This is a genomic window from Epilithonimonas sp. 33E (genome assembly GCF_059372615.1).
Map to the genome: position 1 here is coordinate 350,314 of NZ_CM182009.1, position 22,573 is coordinate 372,886.

Annotated in this window: 19 protein-coding genes; 15 read left to right on the top strand and 4 right to left on the bottom strand. The window is 36.2% G+C overall.

Going from position 1 to position 22,573, the window contains the following annotated elements; translation table 11 throughout:
• Positions 1-47: 47 nt before the first annotated feature.
• Positions 48-800, bottom strand: coding sequence for a Rossmann-like and DUF2520 domain-containing protein (locus tag AC5P2S_RS01680; protein WP_494556002.1), 753 nt, complete (start codon positions 798-800; stop codon positions 48-50).
• Positions 801-997: 197 nt separating this feature from the next.
• Between AC5P2S_RS01680 and AC5P2S_RS01685 the strand changes: the two genes are divergently transcribed.
• The 14 genes from AC5P2S_RS01685 (at position 998) to serS (ending at position 15,621) form a co-directional block, all read left to right on the top strand.
• Complete coding sequence (locus AC5P2S_RS01685) at positions 998-1,555, top strand: RNA polymerase sigma factor (RefSeq protein WP_283415588.1); 558 nt, start codon at positions 998-1,000, stop codon at positions 1,553-1,555.
• 70 nt (positions 1,556-1,625) lie between these two features.
• The gene (locus AC5P2S_RS01690; protein ID WP_494556003.1) at positions 1,626-2,204 is read left to right on the top strand and encodes a hypothetical protein; all 579 of its coding nucleotides are present in this window, start codon (positions 1,626-1,628) and stop codon (positions 2,202-2,204) included.
• Between the two features lie 18 nt (positions 2,205-2,222).
• Positions 2,223-2,828, top strand: coding sequence for a hypothetical protein (locus tag AC5P2S_RS01695; protein ID WP_494556004.1), 606 nt, complete (start codon positions 2,223-2,225; stop codon positions 2,826-2,828).
• Between the two features lie 131 nt (positions 2,829-2,959).
• Positions 2,960-5,119 carry a peptidylprolyl isomerase gene (locus tag AC5P2S_RS01700; protein ID WP_494556005.1) on the top strand — a complete coding sequence of 720 codons (2,160 nt, stop codon included), beginning with the start codon at positions 2,960-2,962 and terminating at the stop codon, positions 5,117-5,119.
• A gap of 119 nt (positions 5,120-5,238) precedes the next feature.
• Positions 5,239-6,192 (top strand): MlaD family protein, encoded by a 954-nt coding sequence (locus AC5P2S_RS01705; RefSeq protein ID WP_283415584.1) that lies wholly within the window; start codon positions 5,239-5,241, stop codon positions 6,190-6,192.
• Between the two features lie 3 nt (positions 6,193-6,195).
• Positions 6,196-7,512: a 4Fe-4S dicluster domain-containing protein gene (locus AC5P2S_RS01710; protein WP_494556006.1), complete on the top strand. Its 1,317-nt coding sequence runs from the start codon at positions 6,196-6,198 to the stop codon at positions 7,510-7,512.
• Between the two features lie 49 nt (positions 7,513-7,561).
• Positions 7,562-8,347 (top strand): (Fe-S)-binding protein, encoded by a 786-nt coding sequence (locus AC5P2S_RS01715; protein WP_494556007.1) that lies wholly within the window; start codon positions 7,562-7,564, stop codon positions 8,345-8,347.
• Between the two features lie 143 nt (positions 8,348-8,490).
• Positions 8,491-8,979 (top strand): hypothetical protein, encoded by a 489-nt coding sequence (locus tag AC5P2S_RS01720; RefSeq protein ID WP_494556008.1) that lies wholly within the window; start codon positions 8,491-8,493, stop codon positions 8,977-8,979.
• Positions 8,980-9,007: 28 nt separating this feature from the next.
• Positions 9,008-9,724: a class I SAM-dependent methyltransferase gene (locus AC5P2S_RS01725; protein ID WP_494556009.1), complete on the top strand. Its 717-nt coding sequence runs from the start codon at positions 9,008-9,010 to the stop codon at positions 9,722-9,724.
• 16 nt (positions 9,725-9,740) lie between these two features.
• Positions 9,741-10,862, top strand: a complete 1,122-nt coding sequence (locus AC5P2S_RS01730) for a glycosyltransferase (RefSeq protein WP_494556010.1) — start codon at positions 9,741-9,743, stop codon at positions 10,860-10,862.
• Positions 10,862-12,508 (top strand): asparagine synthetase B family protein, encoded by a 1,647-nt coding sequence (locus AC5P2S_RS01735; RefSeq protein ID WP_494556011.1) that lies wholly within the window; start codon positions 10,862-10,864, stop codon positions 12,506-12,508. Before AC5P2S_RS01730 ends, AC5P2S_RS01735 begins: the two co-directional genes overlap by 1 nt.
• Before the next feature lie 32 nt (positions 12,509-12,540).
• Positions 12,541-13,752, top strand: coding sequence for an oligosaccharide flippase family protein (locus AC5P2S_RS01740; RefSeq protein ID WP_494556012.1), 1,212 nt, complete (start codon positions 12,541-12,543; stop codon positions 13,750-13,752).
• A 21-nt stretch (positions 13,753-13,773) separates the two neighbouring features.
• Positions 13,774-14,280, top strand: coding sequence for a hypothetical protein (locus AC5P2S_RS01745; RefSeq protein ID WP_494556013.1), 507 nt, complete (start codon positions 13,774-13,776; stop codon positions 14,278-14,280).
• 69 nt (positions 14,281-14,349) lie between these two features.
• Complete coding sequence (serS, locus tag AC5P2S_RS01750) at positions 14,350-15,621, top strand: serine--tRNA ligase (protein WP_494556014.1); 1,272 nt, start codon at positions 14,350-14,352, stop codon at positions 15,619-15,621.
• 263 nt (positions 15,622-15,884) lie between these two features.
• Here the strand turns inward: serS and AC5P2S_RS01755 are convergent, their stop codons facing one another.
• Both AC5P2S_RS01755 and ruvC read right to left on the bottom strand, forming a co-directional pair.
• On the bottom strand, positions 15,885-18,011 hold the full coding sequence (locus AC5P2S_RS01755; RefSeq protein ID WP_494556015.1) for a helix-turn-helix domain-containing protein: 2,127 nt from the start codon (positions 18,009-18,011) through the stop codon (positions 15,885-15,887).
• 129 nt (positions 18,012-18,140) lie between these two features.
• On the bottom strand, positions 18,141-18,695 hold the full coding sequence (gene ruvC, locus AC5P2S_RS01760) for a crossover junction endodeoxyribonuclease RuvC (RefSeq protein WP_283415573.1): 555 nt from the start codon (positions 18,693-18,695) through the stop codon (positions 18,141-18,143).
• Positions 18,696-18,797: 102 nt separating this feature from the next.
• On the opposite strand from ruvC, the gene AC5P2S_RS01765 reads away from it, so the two are divergent.
• Complete coding sequence (locus tag AC5P2S_RS01765) at positions 18,798-21,530, top strand: M16 family metallopeptidase (protein WP_494556016.1); 2,733 nt, start codon at positions 18,798-18,800, stop codon at positions 21,528-21,530.
• A gap of 80 nt (positions 21,531-21,610) precedes the next feature.
• On the opposite strand, the gene AC5P2S_RS01770 is transcribed toward AC5P2S_RS01765, so the two are convergent.
• Positions 21,611-22,339, bottom strand: a complete 729-nt coding sequence (locus tag AC5P2S_RS01770; RefSeq protein WP_494556017.1) for a DUF3108 domain-containing protein — start codon at positions 22,337-22,339, stop codon at positions 21,611-21,613.
• Between the last annotated feature and the right edge of the window lie 234 nt (positions 22,340-22,573).

Sequence of the window (22,573 nt, forward strand, 5' to 3'; positions counted from 1 at the left end):
TTTTTCTGTTTTCAATTAATTAGTGCAGGATTCTCAGAAATGTTACATTATTTGTTGTACATTTTTTTTATAGACTCATTCATCAGCTGATATATTTTCAAATGTTCTTCATCAGTAATCAGATCTTCATGAAGTTTCAGAATCCTCTCGTCTCCTCTTACGGCCGGTCCTGTCTGGGCAGATTTTGGTTCCAGATGATGGATTTTTTCTACAGTCTCATCAATCAAAGGGATGAAATATTCGAAAGGTAAATCCTGGGAATCCGAAATTTCCTTCGCCCTCGCAAACAGATGGTTCACGAAATTGCAGGCAAAAACGGCGGTCAGATGAATGTATTTTCTCTTTTCGTAATCCGAGGTTTCCACATTTTCAGAAATAATTGAAGCGAGTTCAAATAGTGATTTTTCATCAATTTGATTTTCGGCCTCAATAAAAAACGGGATTTTGGAATAATCCAGATTCTTGGTTTTAGAAAAAGTCTGCAAAGGATAAAAACTTGCTTTTCTGTAATTGCCTTTCAGGATTTCCATAGGAAGTGAACCGGAAGTATGAGCTACCAATGCATTTTCATTTTTAATCAAATCAGAAACGTTTTCAACTGCAGAATCGGAAACAGCAATAATATATAGTTCCGCATCTTTCAATTGATTCGTTGAAAAAGGAATGTTGAATTCAGTCGAAATTTTTGATAATTCAGCTTCATTCCTTCCAAATATTTGATGAATGTCAATATGATTTTGTTTAAAAGCTTTCACAAGATGGTAAGCGACATTTCCAGAGCCGATGATAACTGTTTTCATACAACAAAGATAATTTTTATATAACCACAAAGTTCACAAAGCTTGGCACAAAGAATATTTATTTTAAGCGGAATAATTATTGATTAATTGTGAACTTGGTGCAAAAACCTTGAGTCTTTGTGTTAAACTAAAAATAAAATTCAAAAAAAAATTTAACTTTGGTCTTATTTTTTAATCAAAAACTACGAAACATCTGAATGAAGCTCAAAGATGAGGAGATTTTAAAACTTTTATTGGCCTCACAAACGCTGGAAAAAGGTCTGCGTGCCATGATGGATGCCTATCAGAGCCGACTTTATTGGCATATCAGGCGACTGATTGTGGACCATGACCTCGCTCAGGATGTTTTGCAGGATACATTTATCAAGGCGTATCAGAACATTCACCAGTTCAAGAGTGATAGCAAATTATACACTTGGCTCTACAGAATTGCAACCAACGAATCTTTGCAGCAGCTCAATAAAATGAACCGGATGAAAAAGACCGATGAAGATGCAGAATACCATATGCAGAATCTGGTTGCTGATAATGCCGGGAAAGATGCGGAGGAAATTCAGATTCTGTTGCAAAAAGCAATTCAGACATTGCCGGAGAAACAGAAGCTTGTGTTCAATATGCGGTATTATGATGATTTGCCTTATGAGGAGATTTCCAAGATATTAGATATGTCGGTCGGGACACTGAAAACGAATTATCATTATGCCAAAGATAAAGTAGAACAATACATTAAAGATAATTACTCTGAAGAGTTTTAGAAAAATAAGAGAATAGTTATGAAATGTCATCGACATTCCATTCCACAAATGAAAAATTAAATAAGAAGAAATGAAAATTGATATAGAAAAACTGAACAGAAAAACACCTTATCCGGAACCTTCGGATGAGTTTTTTAAGATGATTCAGTCTCAAGTAATTTCGAAAATAACGGAGGAAAAAAAGCCTGTTGTTCAGAAAGAAACAAAAGTCTTTTCTCTTAATTTCAAATGGATGGCTGCAGCTGCAGTTGTTCTGATTGGAGGGATTACAGCTTTTCTAGGACTTAATGATAACCCGGAGATGCAGATGGCTCAGCAAAAGCCAATTGTTGACAGCATTTACGAAATCCATTCTACAGAACAACAATCAGTTAGTTCAATGGCTGATAATAATGCTGTTCCAAACCAGATTCAAACGGTAGAACATAAAGAGCATTTTAAACAGAATCCGTCTATTGCAAATCTATCCAGACCTCAAAAGCATAGAAACAGCAGTTTTGACAATACCGACAGACAGGATTATGCCGCTGAAACAAAAATAAAGCCTGAAGCGGAAGTGGAAAAAGTTCTTGCAGCTTTCACGCCAGACCAGATAAAAGATATCGACAGAAACAGCGAACAGGATGTTTACCTGGACCTTTATAATTAATAACAAAAACAGAGAGAAATGAAAAAATTGTTATTGACTATTTTCATCGCCGGATTATTCTCTGCCCATACTGTAAGAGGACAGGAAAGAAGATCAGGAAATGCAGTTCAGAGATCAACGGGAAATTCTTCTTTCAGGAGTGCACCTACATCATCTTTTTCACCAGCAGGAACAGCTATGAGACAACAACAGAGCCAGAATATTCCCAGGGCGTCTGAGTGGAGAACTATGAATATGGATGAGAAAAGAGCGGCTGTAAGTAATATGTCCGTAAAAGAACGTTCTGTTTTCTTACAAAAGATGAAAGAGAATATCACTATTGATGATCTTGATATTCCTGCTGATAAGCAAGAAGAATTCAAAAATCTTTTTACCGAATATCAGAGTAATCAGAGATTGATAAAGGAAAAGTTTCATTCGGATAAGAATTTTGATAAATTGAGTGATGAAGAAGCAACAAGCCGGCTGAATCAAAGTTTTGATGTAGGACAGCAATTGCTTAATAACAGAAGAGCGTATGCAGATAAGTTTTTGAAAATCCTTACACCGCAACAGGTTCTTAAGCTTTTCCAGAATGAAGGGAAAATGCGTGAAAAAATGCTCGATAAAAAAAATGACAAGTAAACCGAAAACCTCTATATTTTAGAGGTTTTTCTTGTTTTATATCTCACATTCACAAATGTTTCGAAATAATTTTTCCTATTCTGTTAAAAATATGTATTTTCGCAGACTGATTATAAACACTTAATATAAAGATGGCAATTTTAGGCGAAATTAGAAAAAGGTCGTGGCTGTTAGTAGGCGTTATTGCATTAGCACTTTTGGCTTTCTTGGTTAATCCTGATACAATAGATAAGGTTTTTGGTAAAAACCCGAATATTCTTGGTAAGGTTAACGGCGAAGAAATTACAAGAGATGAATTCAATGACCAGCTTTTCATTATGCAGCAACAAGCCCAGCAACAAGGACAACAGACAAAAGGTCTTGAAGAGCAGGCTTGGCAGATTCTTGTTCAATCAAAATTAATCAAGCAACAATTTGAAAAAATGGGGCTTAAGCTGACTGATGAGGTATTCTGGAGTCAGTTGCAATATGATCCAATGTTCGCTCAAAATCAAGGCGCTTTTGATGAAAAAGGGAATTTCAAAACTCAGGAATTCAAGAAAATGATTTCGGATTGGCAAGCTACAAATCCTGAACAATACAATTTCTGGCTAAAAAGTAAGAAAGCTATAGAGTACAGAATGATGGCAAGAATGCTGTTTGGTAACATCACATCAGGAATCACTGCAAGCAAAAAAGAAGCGGAATTGATGATGAAGTTCCGTGATGATATGGCAAACATCGATTTTGTAAAAGTTGATTATTTAGAATTCTCTAAAAAGAATGATGTAAAAGTTACAACACAAGATCTTGCAGATTATATCAAACAACATCCGACGAGATTCAAAGCTACAGCAAGCAGAAATTTAGCTTATGCTTATTTTCCTGCGACACCAAGCGCTCAGGATGATGCTGCAACTTTGAACGAGTTGAATAAGCTATACCTTAAAGGGACGGACGCTTCTAACGGGACTGAAAACTTCCAGAATACAAAGAACGATTCTATGTTCGTTGAATTGAATTCTGATGTGCCATTCATTCCTCAGTATGTTAGTCCAACGCAATTGCCGGCAGAATTGAAAGATAAAATTGCAACAGCGGCTATCGGACAGATTTTTGGACCATACAAAGAGCAGAATCTATATGTAGTTTCAAAATTATTAGATAAAAAACCGTCTGATTCTACAGAAACAAGACATATTTTGATTTCTTACAAAGACACAGAAATCGGGAAGCAAGATAAATCTGTTACAAGAACCAAGGAACAGGCTAAGAAATTGGCAGACAGTATCTATGCGGCCGTGAAAGCTAATCCGGCAACTTTTGCAGATGATTTGAAATTCTCTGATGACAAAGGTTCTGCAGCACAAGGTGGTAACGTTGGATGGACCACGCCAGCTCAGCCGAAATTTGTACCGGAATTCCAGAAGTTTGTGAATGATTCTCCGAAAGGTGCAACTGGTGTAGTAGAAACACAGTTCGGTTATCATATCATCAATATCCTTGACAAAAAATCAGGCTCTATGACTTACAAAATCGCTCACTTGGCGAAAAATGTAAAAGCATCAGACAAAACTGAAAATCAAGTTTTGACCCAGGCTACAAGATTTATACAGCAAACAGAAGGAAAGAGCTTTAATCAATTCAAAAACTTAGCTGAAAAAAATAAATACAGATTCGACAATCCTAAAACTGTAGGCCGTTTCCAAGGAACGCTTCCGGGACTTAATACGGATAAAGATGCTGATGTCATTGCATGGGCTTTTGATAAAAAAAGAGAAATTGGTGATACAGATATTTTCACGGTAGAAGGAACAGGTGACAGAATTGTTGCTTATGTTGTCGGAAAACAAGACGAAGGTCTTGCAGACCCTGAAACTGTAAGAGATCAGATTGAACCAATTGTGAAAAATAAAGTTCTTGCGAAGAAAATTATTGAAAAAATCAATGCCGGAAAATATACATCGCTTGATCAGGCTGCAAAAGCTTTTGGAACAACAAAAGGAAATGCGGATGTCAACTTTTTCAATCCTTCTGTAAACGGTGCTATGGAGCCAAGAGTTGCGGGAGCTGCATTCGGTGTTGCAACAAACAAATTGTCTCAGCCAGTTGAAGGAATGACAGGTGTATATCTTGTGGTTAAAAAATCTGTTAAAACGAACAAGCTGCCAGGAGATATCAAACAAATTACTGAGTCTATCAAACAACAGAATTCTCAGCAATTCACAGGAGCTTTCTTGAAGAGTCTTCAGGATAATGCTAACATAAAAGATTACAGAATTGAAGTTTGGGACAAAACTGCTCAACGATAATTTGGCATAATATTGAAAAACAACAAAAGCGGCACAATTGTCGCTTTTGTTGTTTTTTTATTTATAATAATTATAACTCCAATATTCTTATATTTGCTAATTAGTAAACCAATTAAAACGTGAAGTTAAGTAAAGAATTAAAAGCAGGACTGATTGCAATTTTTGCCATTATTGCTTTCGTGATATTATATCAGTTTATGAAAGGGAAAAATCTCTTCACTACAGATAATGTTTTTTTTGCAAAATATGATAATGTAGAAGGCTTATCAGTATCTAATCCGGTCTCAATCAATGGATTGAAAGTAGGACAGGTTGACGAGATAAAACCGATTACTTCAAAAGACGGAAGATTACATTTTGTAGTTAAATTAACAGTTGATAATACGTTTCAGTTTTCCAACCAATCTACTGTTGAGATCTTTGAACCAGGATTAATGTCCGGCAAGGAAATGAGAATCAATCTGTCATATGGCGGAACAGTTGCAAAAGACGGAGATACGCTGAAAGGAAATTATCAGCTGTCGATGCTTAACTCCCTGTCATCTCAGGTAAAACCGGTTAAAGATCAGCTTTCCGGCGTCTTGTTAAAATTAGATTCAACTTTAGCAAGTACCAACAAAATTGTCGATGAGCAAAACAGAAGAGAAATCAAATTGCTGTTAGCTAATCTCAACAAAACAATCGAATCCTTCAAAGCAACATCCGATAGGACCAATGCAATTTTAGCTTCTAATGAGAATGGATTACATGAAGTAGTTGCCAATGCCAATCAGACATTATTAACGGCCAATAAAACTTTGGACAAATATGGTTCGGTTGCAGAACGTGTCGATATCAACAAACTGAATGGAACAATCGATCAGTTTAACCAGACAGCTAACAAGCTAAATAACGTTATTTCCGGCATACAAAACGGAGAAGGTTCCCTTGGTAAATTGATGAAAGATGAAGAACTTTACAATAATCTAACAAAAACTTCAAACAATCTTAATCAGCTGGTAGAAGATGTGAAAGCGAATCCAAAAAGATATGTTAATTTCTCAGTTTTTGGTAAGAACTCAGATAAAAAGTAATTTATGCAATACATTGACAATGTTATTTTTGTAATTCTATTGATTGCCGGCTTTGGACTCTTCGGAAAAAGTCTGAAAGAGCTTTACCGTAATATCAAACTCGGGAGAGAAAGCGACCGAACCGACAGAAAAGCAGAACGATGGGCAATTATGACCAGAGTAGCGCTTGGACAGAGCAAAATGGTAAAACGTCCAATTGCTGGGATTTTACACATTTTCGTTTATGTTGGATTTGTTATTATCAATATAGAATTGCTGGAGATTATCATTGATGGAATTTTCGGAACGCATAGATTTTTGCAGGGAATTTTAGGAGATTCTTTTTACTCTTTCTTTACTTCAACATTGGAAGTTCTTGCGGCATTGGTTGTATTTGCAGTAGTTATATTTTTTATCAGAAGAAATTTTTATGGTGTCAAGAGATTGACAATGAAAGAACTGTTCGGTTGGCCAAAAAAAGATGCTAACTGGATTCTGATTATCGAATTTGCTTTGATGGTCGCTTTTTTCACAATGAACGGAGCTGATTATTATGCGGATTCTACTCGTTTTGCAAGTAACTTTCCAATTTCAGAACATTTGTTTCCTTTCTTTGGAAATTTCAGCTTGGAAACACTTCATGTAATTGAGAAATCGGCTTGGTGGTTTCATTTTGTAGGGATTTTGTTCTTCATGAATTACCTCTATTATTCTAAGCATCTTCATATCATTTTTGCATTCCCGAATACTTGGTTTTCTAATCTAGAGAAAAAAGGAAAATTCAACAATTTGGATTCAGTAACCAAAGAAATCAAATTAATGATGGATCCGAATGCCGATCCTTATGCAGCTCCTGCGGAAGGTGAAGCAGAAGCTCCTTCAAAATTCGGAGCGGAAGATATTTTTGACTTGAATCAGCATCAGCTTTTGAGTGCTTATTCCTGCACAGAATGTGGACGCTGTACTTCGGTTTGCCCGGCAAATATTACAGGTAAAAAACTGTCTCCAAGATTGATTATGATGAAAACCAGAGACCGTCTGGAAGAAGTAGGAAAAAATCTTAATAAAAATGGAGGTAAGTTTGTCGATGATGGTAAAAAGTTACTGAACGATTACATTACCAAAGAAGAACTTTGGGCATGTACAACCTGTAATGCCTGTGTAGAAGCCTGTCCGGTTTTGATTGATCCTTTGTCTATCATTTTCGAGATGAGAAGATTCTTGGTAATGGAACAGTCTGCAGCGCCACAGGAATTAAATCTGATGATGACGAATGTCGAGAATAATGCCGCACCTTGGCAATATAATCAGGCTGACAGACTGAATTGGGCCAACGATTAATCTTGAAGCAAAGATATTTTACATTAATACAAAATACATTTTACAACAAATGGATTTCACTATAAAAACAATGGCAGATTATGCTGCGGAAGGCAAATCTCCGGAAGTTCTCTTCTGGGTTGGTTGCGCCGGAAGTTTCGATGATCGTGCGAAAAAAATCACACGAGCATTCTGCAAAATCCTTAATAAAATCAATGTAGAATTTGCTGTTCTTGGTCAGGAAGAATCTTGCACCGGCGATCCTGCAAAACGTGCCGGAAACGAATTTGTTTTCCAAATGATGGCTTTGACCAATATCGAAGTTCTTAACGCTTACGATGTCAAAAAGATCGTTACAGCTTGTCCACATTGTTTCAATACTTTGAAAAATGAATACCCAAGTCTTGGCGGAAATTATCAGGTTTTGCATCATACCCAATTCCTTAAAGATTTAATGAATGAAGGAAGATTAAAAATCGAAGGCGGAAGTTTCAAAGGGAAAAAAATTACGTTTCACGATCCTTGTTATCTTGGAAGAGGTAATGACGAGTATGAAGCACCGAGAATGCTTCTGGAAAAGTTGGATGCGGAATTGGTTGAAATGAAGCGTTGCAAAACCAATGGATTATGCTGTGGAGCTGGTGGTGCGCAGATGTTCAAAGAACCGGAAAAAGGAAATAAGGATATCAATATCGAAAGAACTGAAGAAGCGCTTTCCTTCGAGCCGAAAGTAATTGCAACTGGCTGTCCGTTTTGTAATACGATGATGACCGATGGTGTGAAACACTTCAATAAAAATACAGAGGTTGAAGTCAAAGATATTGTAGAGCTTTTGGCGGAAGCAGAAGATTTATAAAATCGCGTAAAAATAAAATTTAAAAACCTCAGAATTTCTGAGGTTTTCGTTTTAAGGGATTTAGATAAAAATCCGTAATTTTATAAATTGAAACAACAAATAAAATTGCAGTCAGGCGATTTTGTAAAAATAAATTCATTATTATGAAAATCGAGGAATCCAATATTGTAGAAACAAACGATTACCGCGTTATTATATATCCAGCATCAAGACCTTTTACGGCAAAAGAAAGTAAGACCATTGCAGAAAAATTATATGATTTTTTAGGCGATTGGGCAGCTCATGGCAAAGCATTGTCTTCATCATTCAAGATTGAAAAAAATCAATTCATCATTATTTGCGTTGATGAGGAAAAAGAAGCGGCTTCGGGTTGTAGTATTGATGCGCTTGGAAAGGTAATGAGAGAATTGGATGCAGAATTTGATTTGGGATTATTTGACAGGATGAAAGCTAGTTATGTTGAAAATGGTGAGGTGAAAACCCTCAAATTATCAGACTTCAAAAACAAGATAAGAAGCGGTGAATTATCGACGGATATTGAAGTTTTTGATTTTTCTAAAAATACTTATCTCGATTTTCTAAGTCATTTTTTGCAACCATTTAGCAGAAGCTGGGCATCATCAATCAAATAATTTTATTGGGAATACATATTCAGTTTCTATGAATAATGATAAAATCAAGGATTTTTACAATGATTTCGTAAGCTATCAAACCCAATCAGGAGTCAACGAAAGAATCTATACTTTATATAAAAAAATGCAATCTCTAGGCCTTAATTCTGATTCCAATATTCTGGAATTAGGATGTGGAATTGGAGTAATGACAAAGCTGTTGACCAATTCTGTTAAAACCGGATATATAGAGTCAGTAGATCTGAGTGATAAGTCAATAGAATTAGCAAAATCAAAAATACACAAACAAAACGTATCATTTTATACAGATGATGTAGTAAGCTATCAGCCAAAGAAAAAAAAGTTTGATTTCATAACATTATTTGATGTCATAGAACATATTCCTCTGGAACTTCATCCTGATCTTTTCAGGAATTTGTCAGAAATAGCTGATGATAATACGAAGATCTTGATTAATATTCCTAACCCGGATTTTATTGATTTCCATATGCACGATGAGTCTGCGTGGCTACAAATTGTGGACCAGCCGATTCCTTTGCATTTCGTTGTAGCTAACTCAGAATCTAATGGTCTTCAGGTTTCTAATTTTAATACTTATAGCATTTGGGTGGAGAATGATTATCAATTTTTTGTCATCCGGAAAAAACAACCTTATAAGAAAGTTTTACTCAGCGAAAAAAGAACCATCACTCAAAAAATATCGAATAGATTAAAAAATATCTACATTGGTTTAAGATACAGGTAGTTTTCAAAACTTAATCATGAAACTCAAAGTCCTTTTCATTTCTTCCTGGTTTCCCAATAAGCTGGAACCAACCAACGGTAACTTTGTGCAGCGACATGCAGAAGCCGTTGCAACATTGCATGACGTAGAAATATTGCATGCAATCGGAGATTTTGACCAAAAAGGAAAATTTGTTTTTGATGATAAAGTAGTAAATGGAATCAGAACTCTCATTGTATATTATAAAAACTCGAAAAATCCTGTTCAGAATTTTTTGCGGAGAATGAAAGCTTATAAATTAGGATTTGCTAAGATGCAAAAACCTGATTTGGTTCATGCGAATGTTCTTCATAATAATATGCTTTTTGCAGTTTATCTGAAGAGCAAGTATAAGATTCCTTTCGTGGTGACCGAACATTGGACAGCGCTTAGAAAAATCAATCAGGCAATGACATCTTCAGTGATCAAAAAAATAGCAAAATTCATTGGAAATCGAGCTTCAGTAATTTTGCCTGTAAGCAATGATTTGAAAATCAGCCTTGAAGAATTGGGAATCAAATCGTCGATGAAAGTTGTGCCGAATGTTGTAGATACCAGCCTTTTTGAACCAAATAATTCTCAGCAAGAAGTTTTTACTTTTGTTCATATTTCCAATTTGATTCCGAGAAAAAATGCAGATAAAATACTAAAAGTTGCTATAAAATTATTGAAAGAAGGCTTTCAGTTAAAGCTAAAAATTGGTGGCGACGGCGATACGAAACCATTACGGGAAATTGTGAAAAAAGAAGGTTTTGAAAATCACATCGAGATTTTTGATACGTTAACGCTAATCGAAGTTTCTCAAAAACTAAAAACTTCGGATTGCTTTATTCTTTTCAGTAATGATGAGAATCAGCCTTGTGTGATTGCAGAATCTTTTGCTTCCGGAATCAAAGTGATTTCTACAAACGTTGGCGGGATTTCGGAATTTTTCCCGGAGAATTTCGGAATACTTGTCGATGGGCCAGACGAAATTCTTCTGGAAAAAGCGATGAAACAATTAATTGAAGATCAATCTCCAAAAGATGTTCAAAAAATATCAAGTTATGCAAAACAGACTTTTTCTAAGGAAAGTATTGCAACACAGTTCACGGAGATTTATAAAAATGTGATGCGTTAATGCCGGGATTCAGGATTCATATTGTTGATAATCATGTCAAGACGTCGTCATTCTTTGTTAAGGATTATGACTCTTTTGTGATTAATGATGACCAGGTTGAAATTGCTGTTGAAGGTGTCATTCTCAATAAAAAAAAACTTTTACAAAATTCCGGATTCTCGGATTTCACAGATTTTTTTCTGGATCTTTATCAAAAAGTGAATGTGAATTCTATTAAAGAACTGGACGGAGAATTCCGTGGCTATATTTGGGATAAATTAGGACATAAACTTTTTGTTTTTACTAATCCGACTTCTACGCAAAGTGTTTTCTACACAAAGCATGATCAGCAGATATTTATAGATTCCTCTCTTGTTCGGCTAACCAAAACTCTTAAGGAAAATAAAATCTCTGTTACGCCGGATATTCAGAATATTTACAAGCTATTGACTTTCGGAAATATGCTGGAAAACGATACACCGGTAGAAAATATTTTCAAAATACTGGACGGCCATTTTATAGAGGTTGACCTGAATAATCTTACAATCGTTGAAAAAAAATATTTTGATCTGGAAGGAATCGATTATTATAAAAGCTCCAGAGAAAATGCAATTCACGATCTGGATTTAATATTTTCAGACAATATTCTTATGGAATATGAGAAGGACAACGAATTGAATTCAAAGCATTTTGCCTTACTAAGTGGAGGATTAGATAGTAGAATCGCTTTACTGTATGCGAATCAGCTTGGAGAAAAGCCGGATGAAGCGTTTTGTTTTTCACAATCTGGATATCTTGACGAAACAATCTCAAGACAAATAGCAAAAGATAATGACATTCCTTATACTTTTCAGTCTTTGGACGGAGGAAGTTATCTGAACTATATCGATCAGCTTACGGAATTATCACAAGGTTGCGGACTTTTTACTGGTGGCATCCATATCCAATATGCTTTTGAAAATCTAGAAAACAAAGATTTTAAAATTATTCATAGCGGATCCATTGGAGACGGTATTTTAGGCGGTTTTAATACAGTTCCTTATAAACAAAAGCCGGGAGAATTTAAGATTGTTATTAATGGAAAATTTCTTCCAAAAGTTAAGTCAGATTTCGATAAGATTCTAAATCAATATGAGTCCGAAGAACTTTTCTATCTCAGAAATGTTGCTTATAACAGGACTATTCTTGGATCTAGAGTGATACAGCAATTCGGTTACCAGACATCACCGTTTATGTCCAAAAAAATATTGGAATTTGCGATCAGTCTTCCCGAAAAGTGGAAAATCAATCAAAAACTCTATCTGGATTGGTTGAATCAATGCATGCCAAATGCTGCTGATTATATCTGGGAAAAAACGGGTATGAAACCTAACGCCCAATGGAAAAGTACGATCGGTCCGAAAGTGAAAAAAAGAATTTCCAAAATATGGAATACCAAAATCACTAAGAAACCTAATAAAACAAGTATGTATCCTTATGAGTTTTATTATAATAACTCCCGGGATATCCAGAATTATTATCAGAATTATTATTCGGACAACATCTGGCGACTGGAAAACTATCCTGAACTAAAAAATGATGTCCGGCAATTATTTGAGCAAAAAGATTTTTTTCAGAAAAGCCAGGGAATCAATATTTTGGCTATTTTTAAATTATTTTTCAATTAGTGGGAAACTTATCCGACTTTCTTAGAAATTTTTTGAAAAACAAAGGTCATTTCGTCTTTGGATCATTGCTTATTGCTAAAATTTGTGGATTTATAGGTTCTGTTGTAATCATAAGATTATTGCCTGAAAAAGATTTTGGTTTGATAAGTATTGTCGCTTCGTTATTTGCTGTTTTTTTTGCCTTCAGCGGATTTGGCAGCCAGCAGATTCTTCTCAGATACGGATCTATTGTAAAAACAGAAGAAGAAAAGAACAAACTGTCTTCATATCTTCTGAAACAAGGCTTTTTCTATCAGATTTTGTTGAGTGTTATTTTCCTTATCACATCACTTTTTTATCTGGACAAATTTGAAAAAATCATTTGTCTTTTTGTGGCGTTTGCAATCAGGTTAATTGGCTATTTTTTTTACAATCATATTCAGTCACAATTAAGAATTAGTGGAAAAAACAAAGAATTTGCAAGATTGAATAATATCGTTAATATCTCAGGTTTGCTCCTGATTATTATTCTTACTTATTTTTTTGGAATTACGGGATATTTGATAGCGCTAGTTCTGGCACCGTTCACTGCATTGTTTTGGTTTAAAGATATTAATCTGTCATTAGATATGGATTTTGGTTTCCCCAGAAAAGAACTATGGAAATATGGTCTTTTTACAGCGGGAACAGCCGTTTTGAGTGATGCTTTATTTTCTTTGGATATTATATTAATGGGATTTTTGATGACCGAATCTTCTGTTGCAGATTACAAAGCGGCAATTCTGATCCCTTCCAATCTTACATTCATTGCATTGACTTTTATGCAGAGCGATTTTCCTGAACTAGCCAAAAATCACAACGATAAAAAATTTCTGAGCTACTATATATCCAATTATTATAAAATATTCATTCCGCTATGTGTAGCGATTTTTGGAGTCCTATATTTTTTGAAAGATGATATTGTAGTTTTATTTTTTGGCGAAAAATATAAAGGAATTGAACCGGCATTCATTATCTTAACGTCAGCATTTTTGCTCAATATGTTGCTGAGAAATCTCTACGGAAATCTTCTTTCTGCGGTTGGAAAAATGGAATATAACACGATTATCTCTGCTTTAGCATTAGTTATTTTATTAGGATTATCATTGGTTTTAGTTCCAAAATACGGAGTGGAAGGAATGGCAACCGCACAATCGGTAACATTATTGACAACAGGATTATTATTAATGTCCGGATTCTTTTCTTACATCCGAAAATTGTCATGAAAGTATTTTATCTTTGCAGGGATGAAACTAAAAATATCCATAATTTTATCGGCAATAGTTCTCTTATTCTCTTGTAGAGGAGACGGTGATGATGTCCAGACAATTGATCAGGTTCTGAGACTTTATGTGAAAAATTCTACAGGTCAGGATCTTTTAAATTCTAAAATACCTGGTTCATATTCTTCCGTTACGTTATTGGATCAATTGGATGAAATAACTGCCAATAAGCCTATCTCCGGCTATTCTCTGCTCAAAGATGCAGATACTGTTGTTTATATGGATTATGCTGCGGGCGCTATCAGGCTGTTAAAAGACTCGATCAGTCCGGAACTTAAAACTTACAAATCCCGGTTTATAATCAGATATTCAAAAACGGCTAATTCTCAAACCGTAAATGATGATGACATCATTGAGATTGAATACAAATGGACACCTTCTGTGTTCGAATTATCCAAACTTTGGTACAATAACGAACTCAAATTCACAAAAGTTCAGGGACAGCCAAACATTGTCAGAATCGTGAAATAAAATCCTTAAATTTGCAATTGTCAGAAAAAATTATTCTGATACGAAATACTATCAACCAACAACCCAACTATGTTACAGGTTAATTTTTTGCGCGAGAACAAAGAGCGCGTTTTGGAAGGCTTGAAGAAAAGAAACTTCAAGGAATTAGATTTGGTCGATGCGGCAATCAATGCTGACGACGAAAGAAAAAAACTGCAATTTGAGCTGGACTCACAACTTTCCGAGATGAACAAAATTTCGAAAGAAATCGGAATTCTGATGAAAGACGGTAAAAAAGAGGAAGCTGAAGCTGCAAAATCCAAAACTTCGCAATACAAAGAATCGAGCAAAGAATCGGAATCCCAACTGAAAGAAGTTGAGAAAAACCTTATCAACATCCTCTACCAGATTCCAAATATTCCTAACGAAAAAGTAGTTGCCGGCGTTTCTGCTGATGATAATGAAATCGTTTATGAATCTACAACAGTAGAAGGTCTTGGCGAAAGCGCCATTCCACACTGGGAATTGGCTAAAAAATATAATTTAATCGATTTTGAACTGGGCGTGAAAATTGCCGGCGCAGGTTTTCCTGTTTATTTGGGAAAAGGCGCACGTTTGCAAAGAGCTTTGGTTCAATATTTCCTGGACAAAAATACAGATGCCGGTTATCTGGAAGTGAATCCGCCACACGTGGTGAACGAAGCTTCCGGTTACGGAACGGGACAATTGCCTGATAAAGAAGGACAAATGTATTATGTTGGCGCAGATGATTTATACCTGATCCCAACAGCTGAGGTTCCTGTTACCAATATCTACAGAGATGTGATCATTGATGAGAAAGATTTGCCAATCAAGAACACTGCTTTTTCGCAGTGTTACAGAAGAGAAGCAGGAAGCTATGGTGCACACGTAAGAGGCTTGAACAGACTTCACCAATTCGAAAAAGTGGAAATTGTGAGAATCGAGAAACCGGAAAACTCTTATGCTGTTTTGGAAGAAATGGTAGAACACATCAAATCCATTCTGGAAGATCTGGAATTGCCGTACAGAATCCTGAGACTTTGTGGTGGCGACACAGGTTTTGCTTCAGCAATGACTTACGACTTCGAAGTTTGGAGTGCAGCGCAGGAAAAATGGCTGGAAGTAAGTTCTGTTTCCAATTTTGAAACGTTCCAGGCTAACCGTCTGAAATGCCGTTATAAAGGTAATGAAGGTAAATCCCAATTGGTTCACACCCTTAACGGTTCTGCAATGGCTTTGCCAAGAATTATGGCAGCTTTGCTGGAAAACAACCAAACGCCGGAAGGTATCAAATTACCAAAGAAAATCGCAGAGTATGCGAGATTTGAATTGATTAATTAATTTGAGGAATTAGAATTTATCGCAAAGGCACAAAATTCTATTTTACATAAATCTTAAAAGTCGCAAATTGTACTTTTGCGACTTTTTTGTATTTATATTAAACTAATCTTTGTCATTCCAAAGGAATCTCGACAGTTAAGTTTAGATTTCCTACGGAATGACAAACTTAATGCAAAAGTATTATTGAGGCAAGCGTCTTTGCGAACCTTAAAAATATTTTCAAGAATGTCAAAAAACCTTGCGAACTTTGCGTTTAGAATAAATTATTTCTTCAAATTCAAAAAATAATTCCAGATCAATCGGATTTCTCCGTAATCAAAATCTGAAGGCAAGACAGATTTCCAATCGTTAATATTTTCTTTAGGCTCAGCTTTGAATTGTTTTTCGAAAGCTTCAATTTTACTTTTTGGATAAATTCTCAGCAAGTCATTTCTGTCCAATAAATTTTGCTCGGCATATTTTGAAAGATGACCGAAAATTGTAGAGTTCACCAATCCTCTTTCTTTAGCAATTTCAGCAACAGTTTTCCCATTTTGGAATAGTTGGTAAGTTAAAACGTGAGTTGGAACTTTCTTGATGGTCATAGAGACTTCAATATCTTTTTCTTTATCGAATAAAGGCGTTTCCAATAGGAAAACCTCTTTCAAATCTTTCAGATAATCTTCAATATCATCCAGCCATACGCGAAAATCTTCATTGAAAGCTTTCAACCCTTTAACACCTTTGGTCTCCGAATAGAAATCCTTGAGTGGAGAAAACACCTTCTCATTCACATTCGTGAAAAAGAAATTAACCGCACCTTTTGCCTTGATTTCAATCTCAATCCATTCTTCCTCACCTTGCAAGAATTTCTGAGTTTTCTGAACTAAGATTCTCTCGAATTTTTGAAAGATAGTGATATAATTTTCAATGTCAGCTTTCAGACAATGATAGAGATAATCTGCTTTTTCTTTGTCAATGAACTTACTGCTTCGGCTAATCACCATCCAGTTCTCCAAAGCGGACTGAAACCAGACACAATCAATCCTTCTAATGACTTTTTGGATGCTGTAATCGTATTTTTCCGCATTAATGATTTCCTCAATTTTTGCATTGGCATGCGTTTCATCCTGGAATTTCGAAACCCTTTTATCACTGAAAATAACTTCAGGTGTGATTTTGGATTTAAGGACGATTCCTTCCAACGTTCGACAACGTGATAATGCAACATAAACCTGTCCGGAAGCGAAACTTTTTCCTGCGTCGATGATCAATCGGTCAAACGTCAAACCTTGACTTTTATGGATCGTAACCGCCCAAGCCAAACGGATTGGAAACTGTTTGAAGCTTCCCAGAACTTCTTCTTTGATATTTTTCTCATCATCCAAAGAATATTTTTTCTGTTCCCAGGTTTCCGCTTTTAGTGTGATTTCTTCTTCGCTTCCGTCGAGAATGACAGAGATTTCGTCCTCATCGAGATAAGAAATTTGTGCTAATTTTCCGTTGTAATATTTTTTATCGGACGAAGTATCATTTCGGATGAACATGATCTGCGCACCGACTTTCAGTTCCAGAACTTCATCATTCGGATATTGTGTTTCCTTGAATTCTCCTACGACATCGGCTGCATAGGAATGAAGTTTTCCGCCCAGTTCTTTTAATTTTTTCTGATTGATATCATCCGCCATTTTGTTGTGCGAACAGAGATAAACATAGGCTTCATCTTTCGGATCGAAGTCGGGCTGATACCTTTTGTTCAAAGCTTCAAAATCGATATCTTCTATTATTCCGTCTCGGATGGCATTTAGGATTTCCAGGAAATGTTCATCGGTTTGTCGGTAAACTTTGGTCAGCTCCAGCGTGATAAAATTACTTCCTTCCAAAGCTTTGGCGTTAAAAAAGAAAGGTGAAGAATAATACATCGAAAGAATGTACTCATCTCTTACAACCGGCGGCAACTGGTAAAGATCACCAATAAATAACATCTGAACGCCTCCAAACTTTTGCTGATTCCGACGGACATGTCTCAATGCAAAATCCATCATATCCAGAACATCGGCACGCAGCATTGATGCTTCATCAATAATGATGATCTCGATTTCACGGAGAAGTTTCAGTTTGTCTTTCCGGTATTTGAAATGCGGCATCAGATCCGCAATGTTGTTGGCAAGATTCTGGTCGATTCTTTCCGTGGTTGGCAGAAAAGTCCTGAGCGGCAAACCAAACATAGAATGAATGGTTACGCCACCAGCGTTGATGGCAGCAATCCCGGTTGGCGCTACAACAATGTGTTTTTTCTTGGTTTTTTTTACAAAATCATTCAGAAATGTAGTTTTCCCGGTTCCGGCTTTTCCTGTTAAGAAAATGCTTCTGTTGGTGTGTTCTACGATTTCAAAAAGAGAGTCATTCATCGATTCAAAAATACGGAAAAAAAGAAACAGGAATCAAGTAAGAAGAAACAGGGAAAAGACAGAAGATTTCAAACAAAAATGCTTCGAGAGCCTCAGTCTGACAAAAATCTATCAGTCGTCAACCAACTACTACTTAATCCTATCCGGATTTTGTTTCAAAAAGCTGTCCCATCCGGAGTAAGATTTATCAGTAGAGATATTTCCTGAGTTGAAGTGGTGACAAACGGCAACGGCTAATCCGTCAGATGCATCCAGATATTTTGTCGGGAATTCTTTCAGTTTCAGGAGATTTTGCAGCATTCCTGCAACCTGTTCTTTACTGGCATTCCCATTTCCGGTTATCGCCATTTTTACTTTTTTGGGAGAATATTCTGTAATCGGAACATTTCTGTGAAGACTTGCGGCCATTGCAACGCCTTGAGCTCTTCCCAGTTTCAGCATACTCTGAACATTTTTTCCAAAGAAAGGCGCTTCCAAAGCTGTTTCATCAGGATGATATTCATCAATCAAAGCTAAGGTTTTGTCGAAGATAATTTTAAGTTTGGTTTCGTGATTTTCATATTTTTTGAGAATCAATTCGTGGATTGCAATTAGTTCCATTTTATTTCCCTTAACAGAAATAATTCCAAATCCCATAACACTTGTCCCCGGATCGATACCCAAAATTATTTTTTCGACTAGCATAATGGCAAAATTACGTTAATGTTTTCATAAAAACCTGTCTTTACAATATATTTTCACAATAAAAGTTATTAAATTTAGAAACCAAAAAATTAACAATCAAACATGAAGGATTTTTTACTGACTGCGGCAGTCGTATTCTACGCAGGTTATGCAACACCTGTGTTTTCTCAAAAAGCCGAAACACCAAAATTTATTAGTAATACGGAGGGAATCAAAGAATATTCCCTGAGTAATGGGATGAAGGTCCTTCTGATGTCTGACCCTTCTCAGAGTAACACTGTTGTAAACATTGTTTATAATGTTGGTTCCAAGCACGAAGGTTATGGCGAAAAAGGAATGGCTCACTTGCTGGAGCATATGTTATTCAAAAGCACCAAAAAGTTAGGCGATATCAAAAAAATGCTGTCCGACAAAGGTGGAAACGCTAACGGAACAACTTGGTATGACAGAACCAATTATTATGAGGTTTTCCCTTCTAATGATGAGAATCTGAAATGGTTTCTGGAAATGGAAGCCGACAGAATGGTAAATGCCACAATTCTTCAGTCGGATCTGGATAAAGAATTTTCTGTTGTAAGAAATGAATTCGAGATTGGGGAAAATAGCCCAAGTGGAGTTTTAATGGAGCGTATTATTTCTGCTGCATACCTTTGGCATAATTACGGAAACAGTACGATTGGGAGCAAGGAAGATGTTGAAAGAGTAAAAGCTGTGACACTTAGAAAGTTTTATGAAAAATATTATCAGCCGGATAATGCGACTTTGATTGTTGCAGGAAAATTCGATGAGAAAAAAGCGTTGGAATATATTGCGCAATATTTTTCCACCATTCCAAAGCCTGCAAGAGTTCTGGAAACCCCTTACACAGTAGAACCGGCTCAGGACGGCGAACGTTTTGTGGAACTGAAGCGTGCTGGTGACAGCAAGGTAGTTGGAGCATTGTACCACACTGTCCCTTATGCGGATAAAGACTACGCGGCGCTGGACGCTTTGCAAGAGATTTTGACCGCTGATCCGTCCGGATATCTTTACAAAGCGATGATCGACTCTCACAAAGCAGCGTCAGTCTACGCTTATCAGCCGCTGGTTAGAGATGCAAGTTATATGTATTTTGGTCTGGATATACCGGCGGATAAAGATCTGAAAACAACGGAGAATGATTTCCGTGCAGAGCTGGATAAAATCGCTACCATCAAATATACAGAACAGGATGTTGCAAGAGCAAAAGCTAAAATCCTAAAGCAAATAGAGAACGTCAAAAATAATACGATTGGTTATGCTGTTAATCTGACAGAGATCGTTGGTGCCGGGAACTATAAACTCGGAATGCTTTATCGTGATACGGTAGAAAAACTGACTGTTGCAGATATCCAGAGAGTTGCGACCAAATATTTCAAAACCAATAACAGAACGGTGGGTGTTTTCATCCCTTCAAAAGATGAGGTTAGAGTTAAAAATATCGAGTACACCGATGATCAGATCGCAACGTTGACCAAGGATTATAAAGGGAAAGCTTTGGAAAAAGAAGCAGCTCCTTTCGAAGCTAGCATCAAAAATCTGAAAGCCAATCTTACAGAAGGGAAATTGAGCAACGGAATGAAATATGGCTTGATCAAAAAAGACATCAAAGGTGGCAAAGTACTTGGTAGTTTCCGTTTCCCTGTAAGTAATGCGAAGGATCTGAATGGAAAGGCTGATGTCGGCTCTCTAATGGCTCAGGTGCTTAAAACCGGAACTAAATCTCACACCAAGGAACAAATCCAGGATATGCTTGATGAATGGAAGTCTAACATCAATTTCGGATTCAGTGGCCAGACATTATTTGTGAATTTCAGCACGTACAAAGAAAGTTTGCCAAAAGTAACATCATTAATCAAAGAAATTCTGACCGAATCTACTTTCCCGGAAGCTGAATTAGTAAAGACTGTGAACGAGTATAATACTTATTTGGAAAGTTCATTGAACGATCCGCAGTCTATCGCTTTCACAGAGATCGAAAAAATCACTGAGAATTATCCTAAAGAAAGCATCTATTACACAGCTTCTACACAGGAACAGATTGATAACAATAAGAAAGTGAAAAGAGAACAGCTGGTTGATTTCTACAACAAAATATTGGGAGGTAACAATGGTGTTGGTTCTGTGATTGGTGATGTAGATACCAAAACAACAGCTGCATTATTAGAATCAACTTTTGGAAAATGGAATTCAAAATCAACTTACGAGTTCATCAAACCAGAATTATTCGTTACCAAAAAACAAGACAAAGATTACCTTACTCCGGATAAAGAGAACGGAGCAGCGGTTGGGAAGATCAGTTTCTCTATGGATAGAAAATCTCCGGATTATCCAGCCTTTGTGATTGCCAACGAAATGTTAGGAAGTGGAGGTTTCTTAACGGCGAGAATCCCGACAAGACTTCGTGAGAAAGAAGGAATCAGCTATGGTGCAGGCTCTTACATCAACATTCCAATTGATAACAACGTAGCGTCTTGGGCTTGGTATGCGTTCTTCAATCCGACAAAAAAAGAAGCAGTGAACAAAGCTTTGAAAGAGGAAGTGAACAAAGCAGTTAAAGATGGTTTCACAGAAGAAGAATTCAAATCTAACTTAACGTCTTGGCTTAACTCCAGAAAAACCGGTCTTGGAAACGATAATACCTTGATGGGATTGGTAAATTCTCAACTTCAATATGGTCAGTCTTTGGACGAGTACGATGCTTTAGAAACAAAAGTTTCTGCGCTTAAAGTCTCTCAAGTCAATGATGTCCTTAGAAAATACATCAGCGAAGACAAGATGACTTCAGTTTTTGCGGGAGATTTCAACAAAAAATAATCTCTTAATTATTATTATAGAAACCCTTTCAGAGTTCCAAATTCTGAAAGGGTTTTGTTTTTTATGGGCAGAAAGAATTTTTACTTGGCGCGCTCCATCAGCATTTTTCTTGGGCCTATATTTATTTCCTGCTTCAAGATATCCCTGGTTTTCATATCAATATAATACTTGCTGACAGCCTGTTTAGAGGAAATGTCATCGGTGGCTGTCACTACCCATACATCTATATTGTTAAGCTTGTCTTGTTTTGTATCCAGAACATAAGCCTTGATGACACCTATTGCTGTTTTTGGATTATAATCAAAAATTGAAATTTCTGTTTTGTAGCCTTGTTTCAGTGGCATCCATCTTATAAGCTGTGGATAAAGATTGCTGTCGAAATAGTCGTTTTTGACAGTTTCATTGATGGTGATTTTATTGTTGTCTGCTTTATCCAGATAGAAACCTGTAACATTGGTCTTCGCGAAGTTAAGTTCAATATCCCGCTGCATATTGTAGGACGTATGTTTGACTGGTTGAAAATTTTTGATTTCGCTAACAGACTCGTCCACCCAATCCGGCTGGTTTTTCATTGTAACAGTAGTCGTTACAGATAACGTTTTTTCTTTTTTACTGATTTGAGTAGAGACTTCGCCAATTTCTATTTTGGCTGTATCTTTCACAGCGAACCATTTCATCTTATAAGTTTCATCCTTGACCAGTGAGTGGTCTATGTTGTTGTGCGCCGGTGTCTGGAAGACGTCCTGGGCATAGACGATACTTGTCATCATAGAAAACAAGATTGCGAATAAAGAAAGCTTAGTTGTCATAAAGTTGTTTTAACTATTAGTCAGCTAATTATCTTATATGTTACCATTCATTAAAGTATTAATACCGAGAAATATAAGCATTCAAAATTATAAATTTATCTGCCCAATTGATATCGATCTATATGGTTAAAAAACAAAAAATAATCGAAGGAACCAGAGATGTAACACCGAGGTAACAGAACAGCATATCAAATATTACTGTCAAGACGGCAAAAATAATTCCTGAATCTCAAC

Coding starts and splice junctions, on each gene's coding strand:
- AC5P2S_RS01680 (WP_494556002.1), bottom strand. CDS start 800: ATGAAAACAGTTATCATCGGCTCTGGAAATGTCGCTTACCATCTTGTG.
- AC5P2S_RS01685 (WP_283415588.1), top strand. CDS start 998: ATGAAGCTCAAAGATGAGGAGATTTTAAAACTTTTATTGGCCTCACAA.
- AC5P2S_RS01690 (WP_494556003.1), top strand. CDS start 1,626: ATGAAAATTGATATAGAAAAACTGAACAGAAAAACACCTTATCCGGAA.
- AC5P2S_RS01695 (WP_494556004.1), top strand. CDS start 2,223: ATGAAAAAATTGTTATTGACTATTTTCATCGCCGGATTATTCTCTGCC.
- AC5P2S_RS01700 (WP_494556005.1), top strand. CDS start 2,960: ATGGCAATTTTAGGCGAAATTAGAAAAAGGTCGTGGCTGTTAGTAGGC.
- AC5P2S_RS01710 (WP_494556006.1), top strand. CDS start 6,196: ATGCAATACATTGACAATGTTATTTTTGTAATTCTATTGATTGCCGGC.
- AC5P2S_RS01715 (WP_494556007.1), top strand. CDS start 7,562: ATGGATTTCACTATAAAAACAATGGCAGATTATGCTGCGGAAGGCAAA.
- AC5P2S_RS01720 (WP_494556008.1), top strand. CDS start 8,491: ATGAAAATCGAGGAATCCAATATTGTAGAAACAAACGATTACCGCGTT.
- AC5P2S_RS01725 (WP_494556009.1), top strand. CDS start 9,008: ATGAATAATGATAAAATCAAGGATTTTTACAATGATTTCGTAAGCTAT.
- AC5P2S_RS01730 (WP_494556010.1), top strand. CDS start 9,741: ATGAAACTCAAAGTCCTTTTCATTTCTTCCTGGTTTCCCAATAAGCTG.
- AC5P2S_RS01735 (WP_494556011.1), top strand. CDS start 10,862: ATGCCGGGATTCAGGATTCATATTGTTGATAATCATGTCAAGACGTCG.
- AC5P2S_RS01745 (WP_494556013.1), top strand. CDS start 13,774: ATGAAACTAAAAATATCCATAATTTTATCGGCAATAGTTCTCTTATTC.
- serS (WP_494556014.1), top strand. CDS start 14,350: ATGTTACAGGTTAATTTTTTGCGCGAGAACAAAGAGCGCGTTTTGGAA.
- AC5P2S_RS01755 (WP_494556015.1), bottom strand. CDS start 18,011: ATGAATGACTCTCTTTTTGAAATCGTAGAACACACCAACAGAAGCATT.
- ruvC (WP_283415573.1), bottom strand. CDS start 18,695: ATGCTAGTCGAAAAAATAATTTTGGGTATCGATCCGGGGACAAGTGTT.
- AC5P2S_RS01765 (WP_494556016.1), top strand. CDS start 18,798: ATGAAGGATTTTTTACTGACTGCGGCAGTCGTATTCTACGCAGGTTAT.
- AC5P2S_RS01770 (WP_494556017.1), bottom strand. CDS start 22,339: ATGACAACTAAGCTTTCTTTATTCGCAATCTTGTTTTCTATGATGACA.